General features: G+C 34.6%; 22 protein-coding genes. 7 read left to right on the top strand and 15 right to left on the bottom strand.

Features of this window, described 5'->3' with window-relative positions:
- Positions 1-261: 261 nt before the first annotated feature.
- From ACTWQB_RS15565 to ACTWQB_RS15550, 4 genes are all read right to left on the bottom strand, one after another.
- Positions 262-1,182 carry a glycine betaine ABC transporter substrate-binding protein gene (locus ACTWQB_RS15565; RefSeq protein ID WP_443140099.1) on the bottom strand — a complete coding sequence of 307 codons (921 nt, stop codon included), beginning with the start codon at positions 1,180-1,182 and terminating at the stop codon, positions 262-264.
- 4 nt (positions 1,183-1,186) lie between these two features.
- A complete protein-coding gene (locus tag ACTWQB_RS15560) occupies positions 1,187-2,062 on the bottom strand; it encodes a glycine betaine ABC transporter substrate-binding protein (RefSeq protein ID WP_443140098.1) in 876 nt (291 codons plus the stop codon).
- A 61-nt stretch (positions 2,063-2,123) separates the two neighbouring features.
- Positions 2,124-2,969 carry an ABC transporter permease gene (locus tag ACTWQB_RS15555; RefSeq protein ID WP_443140101.1) on the bottom strand — a complete coding sequence of 282 codons (846 nt, stop codon included), beginning with the start codon at positions 2,967-2,969 and terminating at the stop codon, positions 2,124-2,126.
- A gap of 37 nt (positions 2,970-3,006) precedes the next feature.
- Positions 3,007-4,206 (bottom strand): quaternary amine ABC transporter ATP-binding protein, encoded by a 1,200-nt coding sequence (locus ACTWQB_RS15550; RefSeq protein WP_443140097.1) that lies wholly within the window; start codon positions 4,204-4,206, stop codon positions 3,007-3,009.
- Positions 4,207-4,502: 296 nt separating this feature from the next.
- On the opposite strand from ACTWQB_RS15550, the gene ACTWQB_RS15545 reads away from it, so the two are divergent.
- The 4 genes from ACTWQB_RS15545 to ACTWQB_RS15530 all read left to right on the top strand — a co-directional run bounded on the left by ACTWQB_RS15545 (position 4,503) and on the right by ACTWQB_RS15530 (position 6,532).
- Positions 4,503-4,988 (top strand): GbsR/MarR family transcriptional regulator, encoded by a 486-nt coding sequence (locus ACTWQB_RS15545; RefSeq protein WP_443140096.1) that lies wholly within the window; start codon positions 4,503-4,505, stop codon positions 4,986-4,988.
- A 101-nt stretch (positions 4,989-5,089) separates the two neighbouring features.
- The gene (locus tag ACTWQB_RS15540; RefSeq protein WP_443140095.1) at positions 5,090-5,620 is read left to right on the top strand and encodes an HTH-type transcriptional regulator Hpr; all 531 of its coding nucleotides are present in this window, start codon (positions 5,090-5,092) and stop codon (positions 5,618-5,620) included.
- Positions 5,621-5,789: 169 nt separating this feature from the next.
- The gene (locus ACTWQB_RS15535; protein ID WP_443140094.1) at positions 5,790-6,332 is read left to right on the top strand and encodes a DUF3267 domain-containing protein; all 543 of its coding nucleotides are present in this window, start codon (positions 5,790-5,792) and stop codon (positions 6,330-6,332) included.
- A 17-nt stretch (positions 6,333-6,349) separates the two neighbouring features.
- The gene (locus ACTWQB_RS15530; protein WP_443140093.1) at positions 6,350-6,532 is read left to right on the top strand and encodes a hypothetical protein; all 183 of its coding nucleotides are present in this window, start codon (positions 6,350-6,352) and stop codon (positions 6,530-6,532) included.
- 47 nt (positions 6,533-6,579) lie between these two features.
- On the opposite strand, the gene ACTWQB_RS15525 is transcribed toward ACTWQB_RS15530, so the two are convergent.
- Positions 6,580-6,666, bottom strand: coding sequence for a YjcZ family sporulation protein (locus ACTWQB_RS15525; protein WP_443140100.1), 87 nt, complete (start codon positions 6,664-6,666; stop codon positions 6,580-6,582).
- A 152-nt stretch (positions 6,667-6,818) separates the two neighbouring features.
- Here ACTWQB_RS15525 and ACTWQB_RS15520 point away from each other — a divergent pair, with 152 nt between their 5' ends.
- Entirely contained in the window at positions 6,819-7,691 is an 873-nt protein-coding gene (locus ACTWQB_RS15520) for a peptidylprolyl isomerase (protein ID WP_443140092.1), read from the top strand.
- A 45-nt stretch (positions 7,692-7,736) separates the two neighbouring features.
- Here ACTWQB_RS15520 and ACTWQB_RS15515 read toward each other — a convergent pair whose 3' ends face one another.
- The 6 genes from ACTWQB_RS15515 to ACTWQB_RS15490 all read right to left on the bottom strand — a co-directional run bounded on the left by ACTWQB_RS15515 (position 7,737) and on the right by ACTWQB_RS15490 (position 16,278).
- On the bottom strand, positions 7,737-8,969 hold the full coding sequence (locus ACTWQB_RS15515; protein WP_443140091.1) for a hypothetical protein: 1,233 nt from the start codon (positions 8,967-8,969) through the stop codon (positions 7,737-7,739).
- Positions 8,953-10,029 (bottom strand): DUF58 domain-containing protein, encoded by a 1,077-nt coding sequence (locus ACTWQB_RS15510; RefSeq protein ID WP_443140090.1) that lies wholly within the window; start codon positions 10,027-10,029, stop codon positions 8,953-8,955. Before ACTWQB_RS15510 ends, ACTWQB_RS15515 begins: the two co-directional genes overlap by 17 nt.
- Before the next feature lie 137 nt (positions 10,030-10,166).
- On the bottom strand, positions 10,167-11,117 hold the full coding sequence (locus tag ACTWQB_RS15505) for an AAA family ATPase (RefSeq protein ID WP_443140089.1): 951 nt from the start codon (positions 11,115-11,117) through the stop codon (positions 10,167-10,169).
- 24 nt (positions 11,118-11,141) lie between these two features.
- Positions 11,142-12,083: a 3'-5' exoribonuclease YhaM gene (gene yhaM, locus ACTWQB_RS15500; protein ID WP_443140088.1), complete on the bottom strand. Its 942-nt coding sequence runs from the start codon at positions 12,081-12,083 to the stop codon at positions 11,142-11,144.
- A 15-nt stretch (positions 12,084-12,098) separates the two neighbouring features.
- On the bottom strand, positions 12,099-15,050 hold the full coding sequence (locus ACTWQB_RS15495; protein ID WP_443140087.1) for an AAA family ATPase: 2,952 nt from the start codon (positions 15,048-15,050) through the stop codon (positions 12,099-12,101).
- Position 15,051: 1 nt separating this feature from the next.
- Complete coding sequence (locus ACTWQB_RS15490) at positions 15,052-16,278, bottom strand: metallophosphoesterase family protein (protein ID WP_443140086.1); 1,227 nt, start codon at positions 16,276-16,278, stop codon at positions 15,052-15,054.
- A 163-nt stretch (positions 16,279-16,441) separates the two neighbouring features.
- On the opposite strand from ACTWQB_RS15490, the gene ACTWQB_RS15485 reads away from it, so the two are divergent.
- Complete coding sequence (locus ACTWQB_RS15485; protein ID WP_443140085.1) at positions 16,442-16,627, top strand: YhzD family protein; 186 nt, start codon at positions 16,442-16,444, stop codon at positions 16,625-16,627.
- A 57-nt stretch (positions 16,628-16,684) separates the two neighbouring features.
- Here the strand turns inward: ACTWQB_RS15485 and ACTWQB_RS15480 are convergent, their stop codons facing one another.
- Both ACTWQB_RS15480 and ACTWQB_RS15475 read right to left on the bottom strand, forming a co-directional pair.
- On the bottom strand, positions 16,685-17,035 hold the full coding sequence (locus ACTWQB_RS15480) for a YlbF family regulator (protein ID WP_443140084.1): 351 nt from the start codon (positions 17,033-17,035) through the stop codon (positions 16,685-16,687).
- Positions 17,036-17,106: 71 nt separating this feature from the next.
- The gene (locus ACTWQB_RS15475) at positions 17,107-18,216 is read right to left on the bottom strand and encodes a DUF445 domain-containing protein (RefSeq protein ID WP_443140083.1); all 1,110 of its coding nucleotides are present in this window, start codon (positions 18,214-18,216) and stop codon (positions 17,107-17,109) included.
- Between the two features lie 151 nt (positions 18,217-18,367).
- Between ACTWQB_RS15475 and ACTWQB_RS15470 the strand changes: the two genes are divergently transcribed.
- Positions 18,368-18,559, top strand: a complete 192-nt coding sequence (locus ACTWQB_RS15470; RefSeq protein ID WP_443140082.1) for a hypothetical protein — start codon at positions 18,368-18,370, stop codon at positions 18,557-18,559.
- A 189-nt stretch (positions 18,560-18,748) separates the two neighbouring features.
- Here ACTWQB_RS15470 and ACTWQB_RS15465 read toward each other — a convergent pair whose 3' ends face one another.
- Together ACTWQB_RS15465 and fumC are read right to left on the bottom strand one after the other, a co-directional pair.
- On the bottom strand, positions 18,749-18,949 hold the full coding sequence (locus ACTWQB_RS15465) for an alpha/beta-type small acid-soluble spore protein (protein ID WP_054754960.1): 201 nt from the start codon (positions 18,947-18,949) through the stop codon (positions 18,749-18,751).
- A gap of 78 nt (positions 18,950-19,027) precedes the next feature.
- Positions 19,028-20,422, bottom strand: a complete 1,395-nt coding sequence (gene fumC / locus ACTWQB_RS15460; RefSeq protein ID WP_443140081.1) for a class II fumarate hydratase — start codon at positions 20,420-20,422, stop codon at positions 19,028-19,030.
- Between the last annotated feature and the right edge of the window lie 243 nt (positions 20,423-20,665).

Below are 20,665 nucleotides of genomic sequence, written 5' to 3'. Positions count from 1 at the left end.
AAATTTCCACGCTCCCAATCGACATTTCGCGCTTCCCTATCTAAATTTCCACGCTCCCAATCGACATTTCGCGCTTCCCTATCTAAATTTCCACGCTCCCAATCGACATTTCGCGCTTCCCTATCTACATTATCACGTTCTATATCAACAATTCATGTCTCCCTACATACATTCAAACACTCTCGATCGATAATCTACCTTCATATTTTATAATCCTATAAAAAACTCGGTTGAACGAATTCAACCGAGTTTTAATAACAATTATTCAGCTGGCTCTAAGTCTTCAATTGATTCAATGTCCATGTATTCTGGAACAACTAAGCCAATTTTGGCACCTTCAAGGTTCGGACCTAGATCTTCAACGTTATCTTTAACATTTTCGTAGAAGTCAGCATGTGTAAATGGTAACCAAGCAGCCGCAGTAGCATCAACATCGCCACTTCCTACTGCCTCGAATACTGCTGCAACGTCTACAGGCGTTACTGTTACATTAAAGCCTTTTTCTTCCATTGCAAGTTTTAATACGCTTGAAGAAGCACGTTCAGAATCCCATGGTGTTGAAGCTAGTTCAACTTCTACACCATCAACATCTTCAACGCCTTCAAGCCATGCGTCGACTTTGTCACGATTATCTTCTACCCAACGCGTTGCAACCTCATCAATTGATTCACCAGTTTCTTGAGATTCATACATGATTTCTTCCATGTCTTCTACATCCCATTCAAACTGATCAAGAAGTTTATACGCGTTTGGTTTTTCATCCTGTAGACCACTTTTAGCTAAAGTTTGAATATTTTCTGCTTCACCATAAATTCCTTTAGGATCATCAAGATACTTTAAGTCTGGGAACTTCGCAAATTTCCAATGCGGGTTCCAACCAGTCACAACAATTGGTTCTTCATTAGAAATAGCTTCTTCTAATGCTGTTACCATTGCTGCTGTTGATGACGTTTCTAATGTCCATCCACTTAAATTATCGTACTCTTCAATAGCTTTTTCAGTTGTTACAGTAATCCCAGCGCCTGGCTCAATACCAGTGATCGTATAGCCTACATTTTCACTATAATTACTCTCTGAATTATCACTGTTGTTAGTTCCTTCATCGGCTGATTCAGAATCACCACATGCTGCAATTAGCATAAGCAAAATTAGAGTAATTAAGCCTTTGTAGAACAGCTTCATGTAATTATTCCACTCCTTCTGTCCACTCTGCTACTTTCTCTTCGTTGTTTTCAACCCAGTTTGCAGCTGCTTCTTCTGCAGATGCACCATTACTTATTTCTAACATAACTTCTTCCATATCTGTAGTTTCCCAGTTAAACTGGTCTAGAACTTTATAAACATTCGGGAGATCTTCTTCTAAACCTTCACGAACCATTGTTTTAATAACTTCTTCTTCACCAAACGATAGTTCTGGGTCTTCTAAATATTTAAGGTCATATTTTGCGAACTTCCAGTGAGGTGTCCAACCTGTCACAACAACAGGCTCTTCATTCTCAATTGCTTCACCTAATGCTGTAGCCATTGCACCACTTGATGAAGTCTCTACAGACCAACCTTCAAGCTCTGGGTAAGTTTCTACTGCACTTTCAGCTGCTTTTACTACACCAGCACCTGGTTCAATACCAGTAATTTTTTGGCCTAATTCATCTGCATAATTTTCAAGATCTGAGATTGACTCAACATCCATATACTCCGGTACAACTAGACCAATTTTAGCACCTTCTAAGTTTTCACCTAGATCAACTAAGCTATCTTTGTGATCTTCATATAGGTCACCGTGAGTAGCTGGTAACCAAGCCGCTACCATACCATCAGCTTCTCCATTTGCAACTGACTCCCACATAATTGCGTTATCAATTGGAGTCAACGTAACGTCATAACCTAAATCTTCAAGAACTTTTCCAACAACATGACTTGAGGCAATTTCTGAGTCCCACTCAACGTAAGTTAATTCAACCTCTTTGCTTTCTTCTCCATCTCCTGAGCCTCCACAAGCTGCAAGAACTAATACTAAAGCCATCATTACTAATAAACTAATTGATTTCCATGTTTTAAACATGATTTAATCAACTCCCCTTCAAAAATTTTATATGGAAACTTCAATAAATGAAGTTACACAACTAAGCTTTTTTGCTATTTAAGTTTTGTGTAATACGGTCAATAATAATCGCTAGAATTACAATTCCTAGACCTGCAACAAATCCTGCACCAGATTCAGAACGTTGTAACGCAGATAGTACATCACGGCCTAATCCAGGTGCACCGATCATTGACGCAATAACAACCATGGATAGAGATAACATAACCGTTTGGTTTACACCCGCCATAATTGTTGTTTTAGCCATTGGTAGTTCAACTTTAAATAACTTCTGTGTTCCTGTTGCACCAAATGCATCTGAAGCTTCTACTAACTCTTTTGATACTTGTCGTATTCCTAAGTTTGTAAAACGAACAACTGGTGGCGTTGCAAATATAAATGATGCGAACACACCAGGCACCATTCCAATACCAAAGAACACAACGGCTGGAATTAAGTAAACAAAGGCAGGCATTGTCTGCATAAAGTCAAGAATTGGTTTTATGATTGCCTCAGCAATCGAACTCTTAGACATTAAAATACCTACTGGGATACCAACAATCACAGAAATCGCACTCGCGACAATTACAAGCGTTAAAGTGAACATTAATTGTTCCCATAACTGCTGGTTATAGATAAACAACAACCCTATTAATGTAAAAATAGGTAAAAATACACGCTTCCCAGAGATAAAGAATGCTAATACAACAATGATCAGAATAATTATGGCTGCTGGTACGTTGGATAACATTTCAGCAAAATTTTCAATAAAATCGCCAAAATCATTCTTAATAGGGTCAAAGAACCAACTAAACTGTTCTTTAATCTTTTCTTCAGCCCAATCCACACCTTCAGCTACTGGAATTGTATTTTGAAAAAACTCTTGCATAGATGTCATAAAGCTTAATACGGTTAATCCAAGAATATTATGCATCATCTCCGTTCACCTCATTCCCATTTGCCAACGCTGCAATTACGGCTCCACGTACAATAATTCCTCTAAGTTTTTGATCTTCTACGACCGCAACTGGTACTGGAGCATCATGTATTAATTCAAAAATTTCTTGAATAGACGTATCTTTTTCAACTTTAGGCATATCAGTCCTTAGAATTCCTTTAAGATCTGATACTCCTTGTTTTCTAGCTTCTGACACGTCATCAGCAGTTACATAACCTTTCAAATTACGCGAGCGATCTACTACGTAAATACTAGATAATCCTTGTTCACGAATACGTTCTAATGCAACACGAGGGCCGTGTTTATCAATATCAACCGTTTCAGGTCGTTTCATTATTTTTTCTGCAGTAAGTACTTTAGAACGATCTACATCTTCAACGAACTTCTCTACGTAGTCATTCGCTGGATTAATTAAAATTTCTTCAGGAGAACCAATTTGCACAATTGAACCATCTTTCATTAATGCAATACGATCACCGATACGTAGAGCTTCATCTAAATCATGTGTGATGAAGATGATAGTTTTCTGCATAGTCTCCTGTAAATCTAGTAATTCATCTTGCATATCTTTACGAATAAGTGGATCCAATGCTGAGAATGCTTCATCCATTAACAGAACTTCAGGATCATTTGCTAGTGCACGTGCTAAACCCACACGCTGCTGCATACCACCTGATAGCTGACTTGGTAGTTGATCAACAAAACTACCTAAACCTACTAGTTCTAATGCTTCTTTAGCCTTTTCAGAACGTTCCTCTTTTGGAACTCCCTGAACCTCCAAACCGAATTCAGTGTTTTCAAGTACTGTTCGAAATGGGAATAAAGCGAACTTTTGGAAAACCATACTCATTTTCTCACGACGCACTTTACGGAGGTTTTCCTTATTCATTGTAGCTAAATTCTCTCCGTCAACTTCAACATCGCCTTCAGTTGGTTCAATTAATCTATTAAGTAAACGTACTAGAGTTGATTTACCACTACCTGATAAACCCATAATAACGAAAACTTCGCCTTCTTCCACTTCAAAGCTGGCACGATTAACACCAACTGTACAACCTGTTTTATCTAAGATTTCTTCTTTTGAGAAACCCTCATCTAATAACCTTTGTGCCTCTTTAGTTCTTTTACCAAAAATCTTTGATAAATTATTAACTTCAATAACCGGCACGTTCTTTCACCTCTCTTAATACGACTTTTTTCTTATTATTTTGTAACCATTTGTAAACTGTCTGTAACAAATCACTCTTACTACTATATAGATTAATTGGATATAATTCAAACTTAATAAACAGGAATTTCAGTTTATAAAGTTCGTTAAGTTCAAACTTAACGAACTTGAGTTACGAAATAGTCAAATTTACTTACTTTTTCTTCGTTATACTCCTAGAAGGAAAAGTTTGAATTTAAGAAGTTTTGTTGTAAAGTAAGAATAGACTTCGTAAAGGAGGCCTTTTCAAAATTATTATGAATGGAACTCATGCTGCACGATTCGAACATGTAAACAATCAATTAATATCTGAGTTCTCTAAAACTTTAGAGATGTTTTCATTAAATAAAACTGAAGCTCAGCTGTTCGTTACTTTATTCTTTAATGACAAACCTATGACGCTTGATGATATGAAAGAAGCACTTGGTAAAAGCAAGACTGCTATGAGTAATGCCACAAGAACATTGTTGGATTACAACTTAGTTGAGAAAGTATTTATAAAAGGGGCACGTAAAGACCTATATCAAGCAAAAAAAGACCTTTACGATAAATTTATGAAGACCTATGTAAAACGTTGGTTAGACGCGTTAGATCAACAGGTGAGTAGCCTCAAGTCCATTCAATCTGATGTTAATGATTCCAATATTAAGTCAGATAGTTTGAACACTAAATTAAATGAAGCAATTAAGTTTCACCATTCTTTAGAGGAAGTTTTTAAACAAATTAGTCAATATGACCAGTAATGCTAAGAGTTGGCAACAGGAAGCTTGTTGCCAACTCTATTTTTTTAAGAACTTATGTTAAAATATTAGACAAACAATATCAAAATCAAGGAGTCGGTTAGGTGAATCATAAAGAATATTCCTTACAAGAAGCCATCCTTTATTCACATAAAATGGCCCAACTGACAAAAGCCATCTGGAAAGCAATTGAAAAAGATTGGCAGGATTGGGTCAAACCATTTGATTTGAATTTAAATGAACATCATGTTTTATGGATTGCTTATCATTTAAAAGGAGCAACTATTTCAGAGATTTCTAAATTTGGTGTGATGCATGTTTCAACTGCATTTAACTTTTCTAAAAAACTAGAACAACAAGGTCTTTTAACTTTCTCAAAGAAAGAAGAGGATAAACGTAACACCTATGTGAAATTAACTGAAGAAGGTGTTAAATTGTTTGAGGCAACAATGGAAGATCATGACCCTGAACGCAACAGTGTCATGAATGCTTCTTTACCTTTGAAAGACATATATGGAAGATTTCCAGAATTTCAAGATTTAGAGTCAATTGTTAAACATTTATATGGTGATGAATATTTGGAAATTTTGGATCGATCGCTTGAAAGTTTAAGTGAAGAAACAAGCTTTAAATAATTAGACATGAGCACTGTCATAATGGTATTTAAAGTCCTTTTTTATGATTCTCAAAAAAAATTATAAAAAAAGGGTTGAAATTTTCCTCTAATCAGCGTATTATTCGTTGAGAGCTATTTAAAAGAATACTTTTAAAAACGAATATAACAACTGAGAAGGAGGCCCTATTATGACGTGCTGGAAATCTATTAATGTCACAAAAGAGCTTGGTTATAATAGGTTAGTCATTTTGTCTACCTTATTAGGTCTTCTAACTTTTTTAACCATATATGTACCATTTTCAATTATCTATTCAGGTGTTACAATAAAAGCACCTAGCATATATATTGTGTTAAGTAGTATAATTTTAATTCCTTTATTACACAAATTAACACATGCAATACCTTTAATGTTTACAGACAAAGAATTTCATTTTCGTTGGATCATTAAATATAAATATATTCCATTCTTAAAAATTCAAATGAAATCTAACTTGTCCAAACGAACTTCTATTTTGACAATGTTAGCACCTACACTAATGATTACAATGCCATTAATGTTAGCATTAATAGGATTCCCAATGTATTATCCTATCATTATATTATGTCTTGCATTAAACGTCGGTATTTCATTAAGAGACTGGATTGCATTAGGTTATTTTGCTAAAGCGCCACGTCATAGTGTAATAGAGAAATCTAAGGAAAACTATGATATCTTAATCAAGTCATCGTAACTTTAGGAGGAGATACTTTGCTATTTGTTTATGTGCCATTCGCATTGTTTGTACTTTATGCGTTCAATTCATTAGCTCAACGTTTCTGTGAGAAATCTGAATTATCATCTGAAAAAAGCAGCAAAGTATTTAGAACTATAAATGTCTCAATGCTAATACTATTAATTGCTTCGTATTATGAAGTCAATTATTTACATTAAATAAAGCTAAAGGTTGTTCCTAGACTGGAACAACCTTTTTTTACATTCTAATACCAAGTTGCACCTACAATGATTAATAGGATGAACAATACAACGACTAACGCAAAACCTTCACCGTAACCTTTGCTTCCCATATTTCTCACCTCCCTGGTTATTTAACTACAGTATCTTATGACACTCAACACTTATTCGACTAGGCATATTTCAAAAAAGAAGGTTACTCCGTAATGTAAGTATGGTATATTATTACTTATAGACATTACATATTCTAGGGGTGGGTACACAAATGAAGAAAGTATTACTATTAGGTTTTGCTGCAATGTTAACCATATTAGTGGCATGCAGTGACGATGAAGCGCAAGACTCTGAAGTCGTTGCAGAAACTTCTGCTGGAAACATTACTCAAGAGGAATTCTACAATGAATTAAAAGAATTATATGGTGAAGATGTATTAGAGAGCATGATTAAACGTAAAGTCGTTAATGATCAGCTTCAAGATGAGTATAAAGTAAAAATGGAAGACATCGATGAAGAAATCGAAGAAATAAAAGGCAACATGGATGAACAACAATTTGCAATGGCGATACAACAACAAGGTTTTAAAAGTGAACAGGAATTCCGCTATGCATTATTATTAAGCAAAATGCAATATCAACTAGCGGCTCAAGATATCGAAATATCTGAAGAAGAAGTTAAAGAGCAATACGAACGAATGAAAACTGAACTTAAAGCTAGTCACATTCTAGTTGACGATCAAGAAACAGCTCAAGAAGTACTAGTTAAATTAGAAGAAGGCGAAGACTTTGCTGATTTAGCTAGTGAATACTCCACTGATGGCACTGCTCAAGACGGTGGAGATCTAGGGTACTTCTCTGCTGGACAAATGGTTAAACCTTTTGAGGATGCAGCTTATGCTCTAGAAGTGGGTGACATTAGTGAACCAGTTGAATCCCAATATGGTTGGCATATCATACAGCTTAATGATAAACGTGAAAAAGAAGAAGAAGTGGAGCCTTTGGATGAGCTAAAAGATCAAATTAAAGAAGAGCTTACTATGAGGCAAGTCGACAATGAAGCGCTGAATGGTCGAGTACAAACTATAATAGATGAAGCCGAAATTGATATTAAAATTGAAGAATTTAATAATTTATTTAATTAATATTAAACCAGACACCGATTTAATTGGTGTCTGGTTTTTTTAAGGTTAACTCTCTTCATTTGCTATATGCTGTCTTAGATTTTGTTTCAATAAATCGATTTGTTTAAAGTAACGTTTCTTTTGTGATGGTTCAACTGAATACTGTCCGTACCTTACATCTTTATAAATATCCACGGCGCTCTCATCGATTAACTCATTCAATTCATACCGAATTAACCATTCATCAATTGATTCATCATTGAACCGTCCTACACCTTTTTGTTCTGCCCATTTTTCTAATTTGTAAAAAGCTTTACGCACATCATTTTGTGGCGTTTTTAGAGTATTATGACGTTTCCAAAGCTTTTTCTCATTTACACGTGATGACTCTAACACTAAATCACTAGTCTCCTTATGAAATTGAATTTTACTCAATAATTGATCTTTATTTTTTAATATTAATACTACTAAAATGACTGCAATTATGATTAGAAACGCAATTAAGAGATGTTCACTTGTAATCATCATCTCTCCATCTAATGGTGTGTACTCTTCTTGACTTTCTTGATTCCTTTCCCATTCAGATTCCTCGACTTCCCCTTCTTTGTCAGCGGGTTCAATTGATTCTGCCCAATTGAAAAGTGGAGATAACAAGAACATAAAAATTGAAATCACACTATTAACCACCAAATAGAACACATTTCTAATCATCGGAAAGATTAATTGAACAATACCAGCTAAACCAAACGTGATTAAAAGGATAACCAGTGTTGTTTGGATTTTTTTGGTTAATACTTGGTCACCAAACTTTAAATTAAGATTGTATACCAATCGTCCAATGACTAAAAATAATACTTGTACAATTAGCATCCAAATCAGTACATTGACGTTGGGAAGTTGACCATAGTGTGCTGTTAAATAAGCTAATAAAACAAGTAAGGCTGATGTACTAACAAAATACATTTCTGATTCCAATTCAGGATCTTTTTCATGGCTAATTAATCGCCATGCCAAGAATCCACTTAGTGTAGCAGATTGTAAAAACGTAAATCCGAGCAGTACCCCTATTAGAAACATTGGACTTGCTATTAATAGTAAGTGCATATATGTTAATTGATTCTTGAAATATGCTTTTACTAATAAATAAATCCCTACAGCAATACCTAACCAAATGAAAAAACCGATAGTATTCAGTTCTGAACGACTAAAAATACTATTAATAATCATCAAGATCCAAATAGTCATAATTTCAACGAGGACTTTTTGTACTTTTATAAAACTTCTATCCTGATTGTTCATGTAAAACTGTTCCTCCTTTCGAGTTAAGAGGAACTAATTTTGCAGTTAAATTATTGATTTCAACGTTATAAACAGAGTGTCCCTGTTGCTCCCATCTTTTAAGGACAGCAATATGGTTTTCTTCTAAATCGCCTATCTGTATTATGTACGGCGATTTACCTTGCTGATGAACGTAACTTAAAGTATGTTTGTAAGGAGCTGTTAAACCTAGTGGGTTTATTCTAGCCAGCAATTCTAGTGCATTCATCAAATGTTGATTTCCTTCACCTAATGGCAAATGCACATATGGGACCCCACCTTTACCACGAACATTAATATAAATTTCAAAGGGGATTTGCCTTTCGGTTGCAAATCTACATAGGTAAGCTACGTGTTCAAGCATTTGTTCTGTCTTTTCAATCATACCAGTGCCATACACAGTCTTAACATTAATCATTAAAGTCCAGGAAAGTTGATTAACTTTCTCAACAACTTTTGTTTGCAGTTCATTTCGTTTTGCAGTTGCCTTCCAATGAATACGATTGAATGGATCACCATGATCATAAGGTCTTGTTCCATATTGTAATAAAGGTTGCTCATAAATAGAATGTTTAGCTTGATGGTCTCCATTATTTCTTGGTTTGATTAACTCTACTCCCTTAACCTCTTTTAAAGAAGGATATATGACAATTTCTTGTTTGTGATATAAATTATAGAGTAAATCGATCTCACTAAAACCAAGTATATTTGGTATAACTAGTCTTATAACCCGGATTTTACCTATTCCTCTTCGCTTTGCAAAAACAGGTAATGATAATTCTTTCCTTTCAAAACTAAGTAGCGTAATTGGTACCTCAACAGTTTCTGTCTGTTCTTCCTTTCTTACATCATAAGTCGATTCCAGCACCATATCATATTTGATGACTAACTTCGCATTCAAAATAGGTAGTATTCCTTTTTGAATCAAAGTAAGGTTCAGTTGCTCTTCGTCACCTGGGTAGCTCCTTATTTTTCGATTGGGATTCTCAAGTATTAAATAATCATCCACATGCTTTTCATAAAAATGACTTACAAAAAACAAAATAAGTAATAAACTCCCTACAAAAGCCAGAATTGGGTATGTACCAAACCGCGGGAAAAAACTAAATAAAACAAAGATCCCCCCGGGAATAGTTAACCATAAGTATAAATTGGAACTACGGATTGTTTTGCTAAACATTAGCGTTCAGCTCCAATTTCAACCGGAACATCTACCGATCTCAAAATATCCTCCATAACTTCTTGTTGTGTCTTCTTTGTTGATGCTTCTAAAGTTAAAACAAGACGATGTGACAAAACATAGTGAACCATTTTCTTAATATCCTCAGGAGTCACATAATCTCTTCCTTTAATCGCAGCACATGCTTGAACTGCACGCATTAATGCTAGCGTACCTCGTGGGCTCACTCCCACTTGCGTCAATGCACTATCTCTTGTAGCACGAACCACAGAAAGAAGATACTCTTCTACTTCTTCTGTTAGGTAGATTTCTTTTACTTCTTGTTGATATTGTATTAATTGTTCCTTAGTAATTGAAGAAGTAAGTTCTTCAATAGGATCTTTAAATCGATAGGCCTTCATAATTTGATGTTCTTCGTCAAACGAAGGATACCCCATGCTAATTTTCATGAAGAAACGGTCCATTTGTGCTTCCGGAAGCTCAAATGTACCTTGTTGAGATTCAATAGGGTTCTGAGTTGCCAACACAATAAATGGTTGTTCAATTTTAACCGTTGTACCATCGATTGTGACTTGTTTTTCTTCCATAACTTCTAATAACGCAGATTGAGTTCTTGGAGTTGCACGGTTTATTTCATCGGCTAACAATACATTTGTCACAACTGGGCCCACTCTAAGCTCAAACGCTTGGTCTTTCGGGTTAAAGAAGTGGATACCTGTAATGTCTGAAGGTAGTACATCCGGCGTAAATTGTATGCGCTTAAAATCACCTTCAATTGACTTTGCAATACTTTTAGCCATCATCGTTTTACCTGTTCCTGGAACACTCTCAAGTAAAACATGTCCTCTATTAACCAATGCATTCGCTATTAATTCAACTGTATCTTGTTGCCCAATTATGACTTCCCCTACTTGCTTTTTCATTTGGTCCGCAAACTCTTGTAAACTCATACTATTTTCTCTCCCCCTAAATTCCTACTCAATAGTCGGTTTATAAAAAGAACGGTTCTCTAATGGATAAATACGTTCAGTAAACTCACCAGGTTTCACTTTTTCTAAAGCCCTATTCATCATGTTCAACTTCGCATCGATTAGGTCAATTAAGTGTAAAACTTCTGCTTCTCTAATTTGTGGTGCTTTTGGGCTACCCCATTCTGCTTTTCCATGATGTGATAAGATCATGTGTTGTAATAAGAGTACTTCTTCACCCTCAACCCCTAGTTCATTTGCTGCTTGTTGAACTTCATCTACCATGATTGTGATGTGTCCTAGTAATTTACCTTCAATTGTGTAAGAAGGTGACATAGGACTTGATAATTCTTTAACTTTACCAATATCGTGTAAAATAATGCCCGCATAGAGTAAATCATGATTGATATCAGGGTATAATTCGGTTAATTGTTTTCCTAGCTTCAGCATTGATACGATATGATGAGCTAAACCACCTGCATATTCATGGTGATTCTTAGTTGCTGCGGGATATGTGAAAAGCTCTTGGTCATACTTTTTTATAAAGTAACGAATCATTCTTTGTATATTAGGGTTCCGCATCTCAAAGATAATTTTAGTGATATATTCCTGCATCTCTTCCACAGAGATTGGAGCCTTTTCCATAAAGTCCTCAGGTTGAATACCGTCTGCTGCAGTTGCTAAACGAATCTGTCTTACGTTTAGCTGTGCTTTACCCCTAAATTGTCTGATGTCTCCTTGAACGTGAACAACACTCTCAGGTAAAAATACTTCCTCGTCATCTTTTGTGATTTCCCACAATTTCGCATCAATTTCCCCTGTACGATCTCGGAATATGATGGTTAAGAAAGGTTTGCCGTTACTAGCGACACCTTTATCTGCGGATTTGATTAATAAAAATCCTTCAAATTGTTCCCCTACTGTTACATTTGCAATTCCTTGACTCATCTCAATCTCCCCTTTTTAACTGACATAAAGTGAAGTAGGTTCTATATTTAATAAATCCCTCTCACTTTCTTCACAAGTTAAATATAAAACTTGCTGCTGTTTAGCGATCTCAGAAACTATATTTAAAACTTGCTTTTTACGTTTAATATCTGAGTGAACAAAAGCATCATCTAAAATAAATGGAAAGTCTACATAGGCTCTTAAAGAATCATTAAGAGCAAACCTTAAAGCAATATATAATTGATCTGCTGTTCCTTCTGATAGCTGTTGCACATTAAACCATTGTTCATTAACTGTCTTCACTAAGATAGTCTCGTCCTCGTTGAACTGAACATCAATATAACGACCTTCTGTTATTTTTTCGAAATAACCACTAGTTTTTTCCATGATATCAGGTAAATACACATTTTGATACCTGTTTTTAGTATCTTTTAGAAATCCATAAGCTGTTTTCTTTATTGCCCACTCTTTAGCCATTTTCGTAATCTCAGCTTCGATTAATGACCTCTTATGAATGAGTTCTGATAACACACCACTTTTTTCTAGCTGATTAATTTCAGCTTGTTTATTGGCCTGAGTTGTTCTATATTCTTCAACTTGTTTTTGTAACTTTGTTAATGAATTCTTTTTTTCTTCTAGTTCTTGCTCAAGTTTTAACCAATCAACTTTATCTTGAACTATACGATTTGTTTCGTCATTAAAAAGTTCATAAACTATTTCATATAGTTCAGAGCGCTGCTGGAGTTTTTCTTTTAAAAGTTTTGATTGTTTTACTTTCATCTGAAAATCTTCCACAGTATCTGAGCCATATTGATTTAATAAACTGTTTAAATCTGTTTGAAGTTGATCAATCAGTTCAGATAATTGTTTTTTTTCAATTAGGCGTTCATCTAACCATTCTTGCTTTTGTGTGACTTTTTGCTCTAACGCTTTTTCTTTGTCTACGTATTGAGCTGCTAAATTAGCTACTAATGTTGGTTCTTCTAATCTTTTTTCTGGTTCATATATATGAACGATTTTTAAAAGTACAGCAACAACTACTTCCATCTCTTTTGTTACTTCTTGTATCTGTAGTTGAGTATCATTTATTGAGGTAGCTAACTGTTTCCCTTTACTCAAATGTTCATATACACTTGGCCAGTGATATAAGTCGAACTTCTTCAAGAAAGGATATTGAGAAACCTGTTCTTCAATTTCTTCTTCGACCTCTTCTTTTTGATTGCAAGAAAGTTCTAATTCTTTCTCAATTTCATCAAGATTACTCACAATTCCTTTAATGTAAGTTTGAATTTGTTGAAGCTGATTTTCCAATTCTTCTTCTTGATTTAGCCTTTGGCGGATTTCTTTGATTTGATCTTCGTAACTTGTTTGTTGACTACGGTTAGATTTTAATTTTTTAATTGTTCGTTTTGTATGTTTATGCGTTTTGTTTAAACCATAAAATGCAATCACCGCTATTAATGAACCCACAGTTAACCCGCCATATATTGTCAATAATTCAAAGCCTTCTCTCACCATTAACATAAAAGTTAAAACTATAATCATTAACGGAAGAATCCACTTTGTAATCGCCACAAAATGATTTACTTTCTTAATAGTAGATCGTTGAGTTGCCATCTGATCCTGATATTGCTGTTCTAATTTTTGTTTCTGCTCTTCTAATTTCAAGTCATCATATTGTTCTTGTAGTGCTTCCCTTTCCGTTTTACTCATCATTTTTTGTTCAATCATTCGCTCTTGTTCTTCTTGTTTATACAGTTCTTCTGTTTGATGCTCCTGCTTAATTCTCAAAGACTGAATGTGTGATTTTAGTTGGTCCCACTGAGAAGATAATCGTTTCCACTTTTCATTTGTATAATGGTTAATTGTTATATCTTTGTACGACTGAGGGTCTTCTTGAATTCCTAACTCATTTTGTACATTATTAAAATCATGATTTGACACATCTAGTTGCTTTTGTAACCTGTCAACTTCCTTATTTAGCTCTATAACTTTTTGAATTGAATGTTGCGTTTCAGTTAACGAAAGTGGCCACAGGCTATATTTGCTCTGTTCTTTTAAATCACTAATTTCTTGTTCAATTTTATTAATATTATTAGACAACTGTCTAAGTTGATTTTCTTTTAATTGATCTTCATTCATTACATGATTAATACGTTCTTCGGCTTCTTCTGGTAAATCTTTCACTTCGTGTAACTCTTCAATTTCATTCGTTAATATTTGGTATTTAACAATGGTAGATTTAACTTGTGTTAACTTTTCCATCTCGGATATTTCTTGCACTAAGAAATTTTCATCTATTTTAAATTGATCAATTGATTGACTTAGGTTGTCTAATTCACTATTAAGCTTTTGGTGTGAGGCTTCTTTTTGCTCTGCAACACTAATATCTTGTTGAATTTTCTTTAGGTCGAGTAGTTTTTCATTTAACGGCGGCTTTCTTCCTTGTTTTTTAAACAATTCTTCCGACTCTTTAACTAATTGATTCTCCAATTGAGTTATTTGATCTGAACCTGTTAAGCCTATATTAAATAAAACGGCACCAACATCTTCCCTATTATATTGTCTAATTTGTTGTAAGTCTCGGTCTTCAAACGAAAATATTGACTCAAATAGCGACCGATTCAGACCTTTTAAAACTTGATTCACTTCAAGTCTGTCTAATTCTTTTCCTTCTAGCTTAATCGTTAAATGTCCTTTGTGCTTGTGAGAGAAACGCTCCAATGTATATAATTGTTCATCGATTTCAATCACCATACGTCCACCTAATTGACCATCGAACTGGGAAGTATACCGCTCTCTCTCTTCTGGTTTCAACCCGAAGAACATATAAACGATAAACATCCTGATTGAAGATTTACCTGCTTCATTCGGGCCAAAAAAATAACTTAACCCTTCTGATAAAGAAATTGTTTTACGATTCCACTTTCCGAAAGATATGAGCTCCAATTGTTTAATCTCCATCATTTCACCTATCTTTCACCAATTTACGTAGTATAAGTTCTTTTGCTTCTTTTTTTATGTCGTCTTCCATATCTTCTAAACTAATATTCATATACCTTCTAAATAAAGGATGGCGCTCTAATTCTTCAAGGTAAGAATCTAGTTCTTCAGTTTGTTCGATTGTTTGCATGACTTCATTTATAAATGGGTTCGAATTTAATAAATCATTTTCATCTACGTCAATCTGTTCATGAATTTTTATTTCATTAAACCAAATCCAAAATTCTTCATCTTCTTCTGTTTGGTTGATGGTATCAAGGATATCCTCTAAATTTTCCGGTGTTAACCTAATGGATTCGTTTAAATGAATAGTTAATCGAATAACCATTTTTCTCTTTTCATTTCTCAAGGTATCTTTAAAATGAACCAGCTTGTCCATTAATTCAGATGGGTTATGGACATCATCAATTCCAAGTTCTTCTTCAGAAAAAATAATTTCCTGCAATGAGCAAAATTGTAATTCTGGAGCATGATTGTTCATTTCTACTAAATAACAACCTTTTTCACCCTCTTCTTTCATGTGTCGACCTTGGGTATTCCCTGGATAAACAACAAAAGGGGTTTCACTAATGATTTCTCGTTTATGAATATGGCCTAAAGCCCAATAATCGGCATTTACCTCTTTTAGATCTTCAATTAGAAATGGGGCATAATGGTCATGGTCTTGGTTTGATTTTATACTTCCATGCAATGTAGCAATATGATAAGAGGCATCAGAGTGTTTAGCATAATATTTGGCCATAGAATCCTTAATGGCTTGTTGATGATAACTGAAGCCACTAATTTCAGCAACGGCTTGGCCATTCTTCCGATAAACAGTATTTGTGACCCCATCAGACGGGAATATGTAAGTATTTGGAGGGAAAGTTAATTTAGCTTTCTCCTGCATCATATAATCATGGTTTCCGTAACTCAAATAGACATTTATTTGATGTTTGTTGAGGCGTTCAAGACCTTTCTTTAACTCTAGTGAAGATTTTATAGACGATGATTCTTGGTCAAATAGATCTCCAACTATTAAAACAAAATCAACTTGTTCTTTAATTGCTAAGTCAATAAGACGATGAAATGCGACAATCGTACTTTTAATGAGATCAGCATAAATTTGGTCCGGTAAATTTCGCAAACCTTTAAAAGGACTATCTAAATGTAAATCCGCACTATGCAAAAAACGCAATTTATGGTTAAGCATACAATTCCTCCATTACATCCTATTAAGTCTATTTTATCAGAAAATAAACACGAACGCACGTTCTATATTTTAGTTTTAGGAATAAATTTTTCAATACATTTTCTATTTACAAAAATCAAATAAATCCATATAGTTAAGATAGGAATGAATGGGAGGAATAAACATGAAAACATATTACTTAACAGTCTATTCAAAAGATGGAGAGGCTCTATTAGATGAACAAATTGAAGCAGCTAATGACAAAGAGGCAAAAGAACAAGGTGAAAAAAAATTAGATGAATACAATTATTCAGAAACAACTCATCGATTAGTATCACCTGATGCACGATTAATTCTATTTCATAGGTAATAATTAAGAAATTAAAAACCCGAGAACGGTATTTAAACCGAACTCGGGTTAATATCTTTATTGCTGTTCTTCACCATATAATTCTTCTAATGGTTTTGTAATAATCTTACTTACATCTGTGATTAACGTGTTTAAACGTTGCTCCTCTTCCATTAGCTTAGCAATATCTTCTTGCTGCTGAACAAGTTCTACAACTTGTTTCGCTTTGTTAACTTCTTCCTCAGTAATTTCTTGACCTTGCATTTGTTTTTGTTGTAAAGTCATCTGAGTTTCACGGAAATCATCAAACATTTTTTTAGTTTGAGGATCATTCATTACTTTTTCATATGCTTGTTTTAACTCCTGAAATTCGTCGCTATTGCGTAAACCTTTTTCAAGATCATAAGCCAAATCATAAATATTAGCCACGATATACCTCCTAATAGTTCATTACTTTCCTACTGTAACAAAGATTAATCCGTCTGTATAGTAATTTAAGTTTAAGTAATCATTAACACAATTACCCCTTGGATTAAACCAATCATTCCACCTAACAATGCACCTAGATATGTAATCATGTTCATTTCACGCTTGGTTATTTCTAAGACTAATTTTTCAATTCTAGACACATCAAATGTTTCAACTTCTTGTTTAACTAAACCATATAGATTCAATTGTTCTAATAATGTTGACATTTGAGAAGAAAGCTTTTGAAATAATTGTTCAACAATCTTTGGAATCCAATCACCTTTAAGCTTTGCCAAATGATTATAAAATAATTCACCTATAGGTTGTTTTAGATAGTCATAAATTTTTATCTCTTTAACAATAATCTGAGCCAAATGGTCTTCAAAGTTTATACCATTAAGCTGCTCTCTTAACGTATAAAGATCCTTATTCTTAAATTTGTTCCATTCATTTTCGAGTAATTTCTCAATAGAGATTTGCGTTTCCTCTGAACTTAAAAACATTTTAATAGCGGGTGTGATCTTTTCAGCTAATCCGTCTTCTCCTAAATAAGATGACACCATATTTCCAAGGAAACCTTGAGTCTGCAAAAACTTAGAGGCACTTTCTGATATCTTCCTTTGTCCCTCATCACTCGTCAAATATTGCTCTATTTGAGTGATTAAATATGTTGTGAATTCTGGTAGTTGATTTTCGATTTTTTTATCAACATCCATTGGTAATAATTCTTGAATGGCAAGATGTTTATGACGTTCATATAAATAATTAAGCTTGCTTGTAATTGTATTTTCAATATTAGATTCAAGCTGTTTTACATTAAAATCAGGATGGACTTTTTTTATCAAGTCTTCAACTGTATATCCTTCTTTTATTGCATGGTCAATTTGCTGGTTGATCAAATCCGTCATTTTCCTTTGAAATTGTGGTTCTAATACTTTTTGTTCTAACGCATCACTCGTTACTAAGTAATCCGTAACAACACGGCCTAATTGTTCAGCTAATTCAGATCGACGCTTAGGTATTAAACCAGGCGTAAAAGGTAATTTGAATTTACCAATATATACTGCTTCATAAGGTCTAAACAGCATTTTAATGGCTAAGAAATTAGTCATTCCTCCAATTAAAGCTCCAATAATAATCATTAAAACCAATATAAGTGCAATATTCATAGTCGTCTCACCCTTTTCGTTGGTAAATAGTAACACTATATTTTTAGCATTAATATCGATTTATTACCAGTATTGACCCTTCATATTCGCACAAACTAATCCTATATAGAAGGGAGGTCTTAGTTTGGCGAAACCAGGCAAACGTGAAGAAGATAGTCGTAGTGAGTATGATTTAGATGTCGATCGCATGCTAAATGAAGGTTTAGCAGGAGGCTATGTTCGACCAACCTATAACAAAGTACAAATTGATGAAGCACACGAAATTAGAAAAAATGATGAACCATTTAGCCCCGCTGAAGAAACTCGAGATGAATGATCTATAGACTTGACCTTCCTTAGTAGGGAGGTCTTATTTTGACCCATCCCCTATTCTTACCAATATTAAAAGAGGGCCCTAAAAGACCCTCTTTACTTTATGGTGCAGGCAAGAGTTTTTTGATTTGCTCTTACCTGCCATTGGTTTTCGTCTTTGATTGTTTTTTAGAGGTTATCAAATGACGCGTTGTTACTTAGCTCCACCTAATTGTTGTTCTGCCATTTGTACTAGACGTTTTGTGATTTCACCACCAACAGAACCGTTAGCGCGTGAAGTTGTGTCTGGGCCAAGCTGAACACCAAATTCTTGTGCAATCTCAGTTTTCATTTGGTCTAGAGCTTGAGCAACACCTGGTACTACTAATTGGTTTGAGTTGTTGTTCTGTGCCATTGTATCTCACCTCCTGTGTATCCATATTTTCTACAGGAGGCCAAATCTTATTAACGGTAATTTTTACTACTTTTTTGGTTATTTTTTGGCATTAGGTTTAGTCATTTCTTTTGGAACAACTAGTTTATCAAATTCTTCACCTTTTAAAATGCCTGTTTCTTCAGCTGCTTCGCGTAAAGTTAATCGTTTCTCGTGAGCATATTTAGCAATCTTGGCTGCATTCTCATAACCAATATGAGGATTTAGTGCTGTAACTAACATTAAAGAATCATTTAGATATTGTTCAATTTTCTCTTCATCTGGTTCTAAACCAACTAAACAACGATCCGTAAATGATTCCATACTATCACCAAGAAGCTGACAAGATTGTAAGAAGTTATATGCAATCATAGGTTTATACACGTTTAATTCAAAGTTACCTTGACTTGCAGCAAAACCAATCGCAGCGTCATTACCCATTACATGTGCTGTTACCATTGTAATAGCTTCACTTTGAGTCGGATTTACTTTTCCTGGCATAATTGAGCTTCCAGGTTCATTTGCAGGAATTGTAATTTCTCCAATTCCACAACGAGGGCCACTTGCTAACCAGCGCACATCGTTAGCGATTTTCATAAGATCTGCTGCTAAACCTTTCAATGCACCATGAGTGTGAACTAACTCATCATGACTAGTTAGAGCGTGGAATTTGTTTGATGCTGAAATGAATGAACCGTTCGTTTCCTCATTAATTTTCTTAGCAACAACTTCCGCGAAATCAGGATGAGCATTAATCCCTGTTCCAACAGCAGTACCACCTAAAGCAATTTCACGAACATACTTAAGGGAGTCTTTAATCATGGATTCTGTTTTTTCAAGCATACGATGCCAACCGCTAATTTCTTGACCTAATGTTAAAGGTGTAGCATCTTGTAAATGCGTACGACCAATTTTCACAATTTCACTGTATGCATCTGTTTTTTCTTTTAACGTTTGCTTCATTTTTGCAAGTGATGGAAGTACATGCTCTTCAACCTTCTTAACTGATGCAATATGTAATGCTGTTGGGAAAGTGTCATTTGAGCTTTGTGATTTGTTAACATCATCATTTGGATGCAGGCGAGTTTCTTTACCCTGCTCTTCTAACCATTTGTTACCAACGAATGCAATGACTTCGTTAACGTTCATGTTAGACTGTGTTCCACTACCAGTTTGCCATACTACAAGTGGGAAATGGTCGTGTAAATCGCCAGATAATATTTGATCTGCTGCATGAGCAATAGCGTCAGCCTTTTCAGATTCTAAAAGGCCTAACTCTTCATTTGCACGAGCCGCACTTTTCTTTAAAATTGCGAAACCTTCTACGATTTCTTTTGGCATTTCTTCATTACCAATTGGGAAATTTTGCTTACTACGCTGAGTTTGCGCACCCCAATATTTATCACTAGGAACTTTTACTTCACCAAGAGTATCTTTTTCAATACGATAATCCATCAAACATCCTCCTCATAGCTTGTATATCATCCTTTATTATAATATCAAAAATTCATTATAAAAACGAATATGGAATATGAGAATTGAAAAATATACTGTTACAATAAGCAAATATTATCGAGTAGGAGGAGGTGATTAACCTCCGACCTCTCACACCACCGTACGTACGGTTCCGTATACGGCGGTTCAATTTTACTCTAAACATGTACTTTACTATAGTATTGAGCTCCAGAGATTAGCCCA

Origin of the sequence: Piscibacillus sp. B03, assembly GCF_052246295.1 — a bacterium.
GTDB lineage: Bacteria > Bacillota > Bacilli > Bacillales > Alkalibacillaceae > Piscibacillus.
The sequence above is the reverse complement of the archived record's forward strand: the minus strand, read 5'-3'. Positions and strand labels throughout refer to the sequence as shown.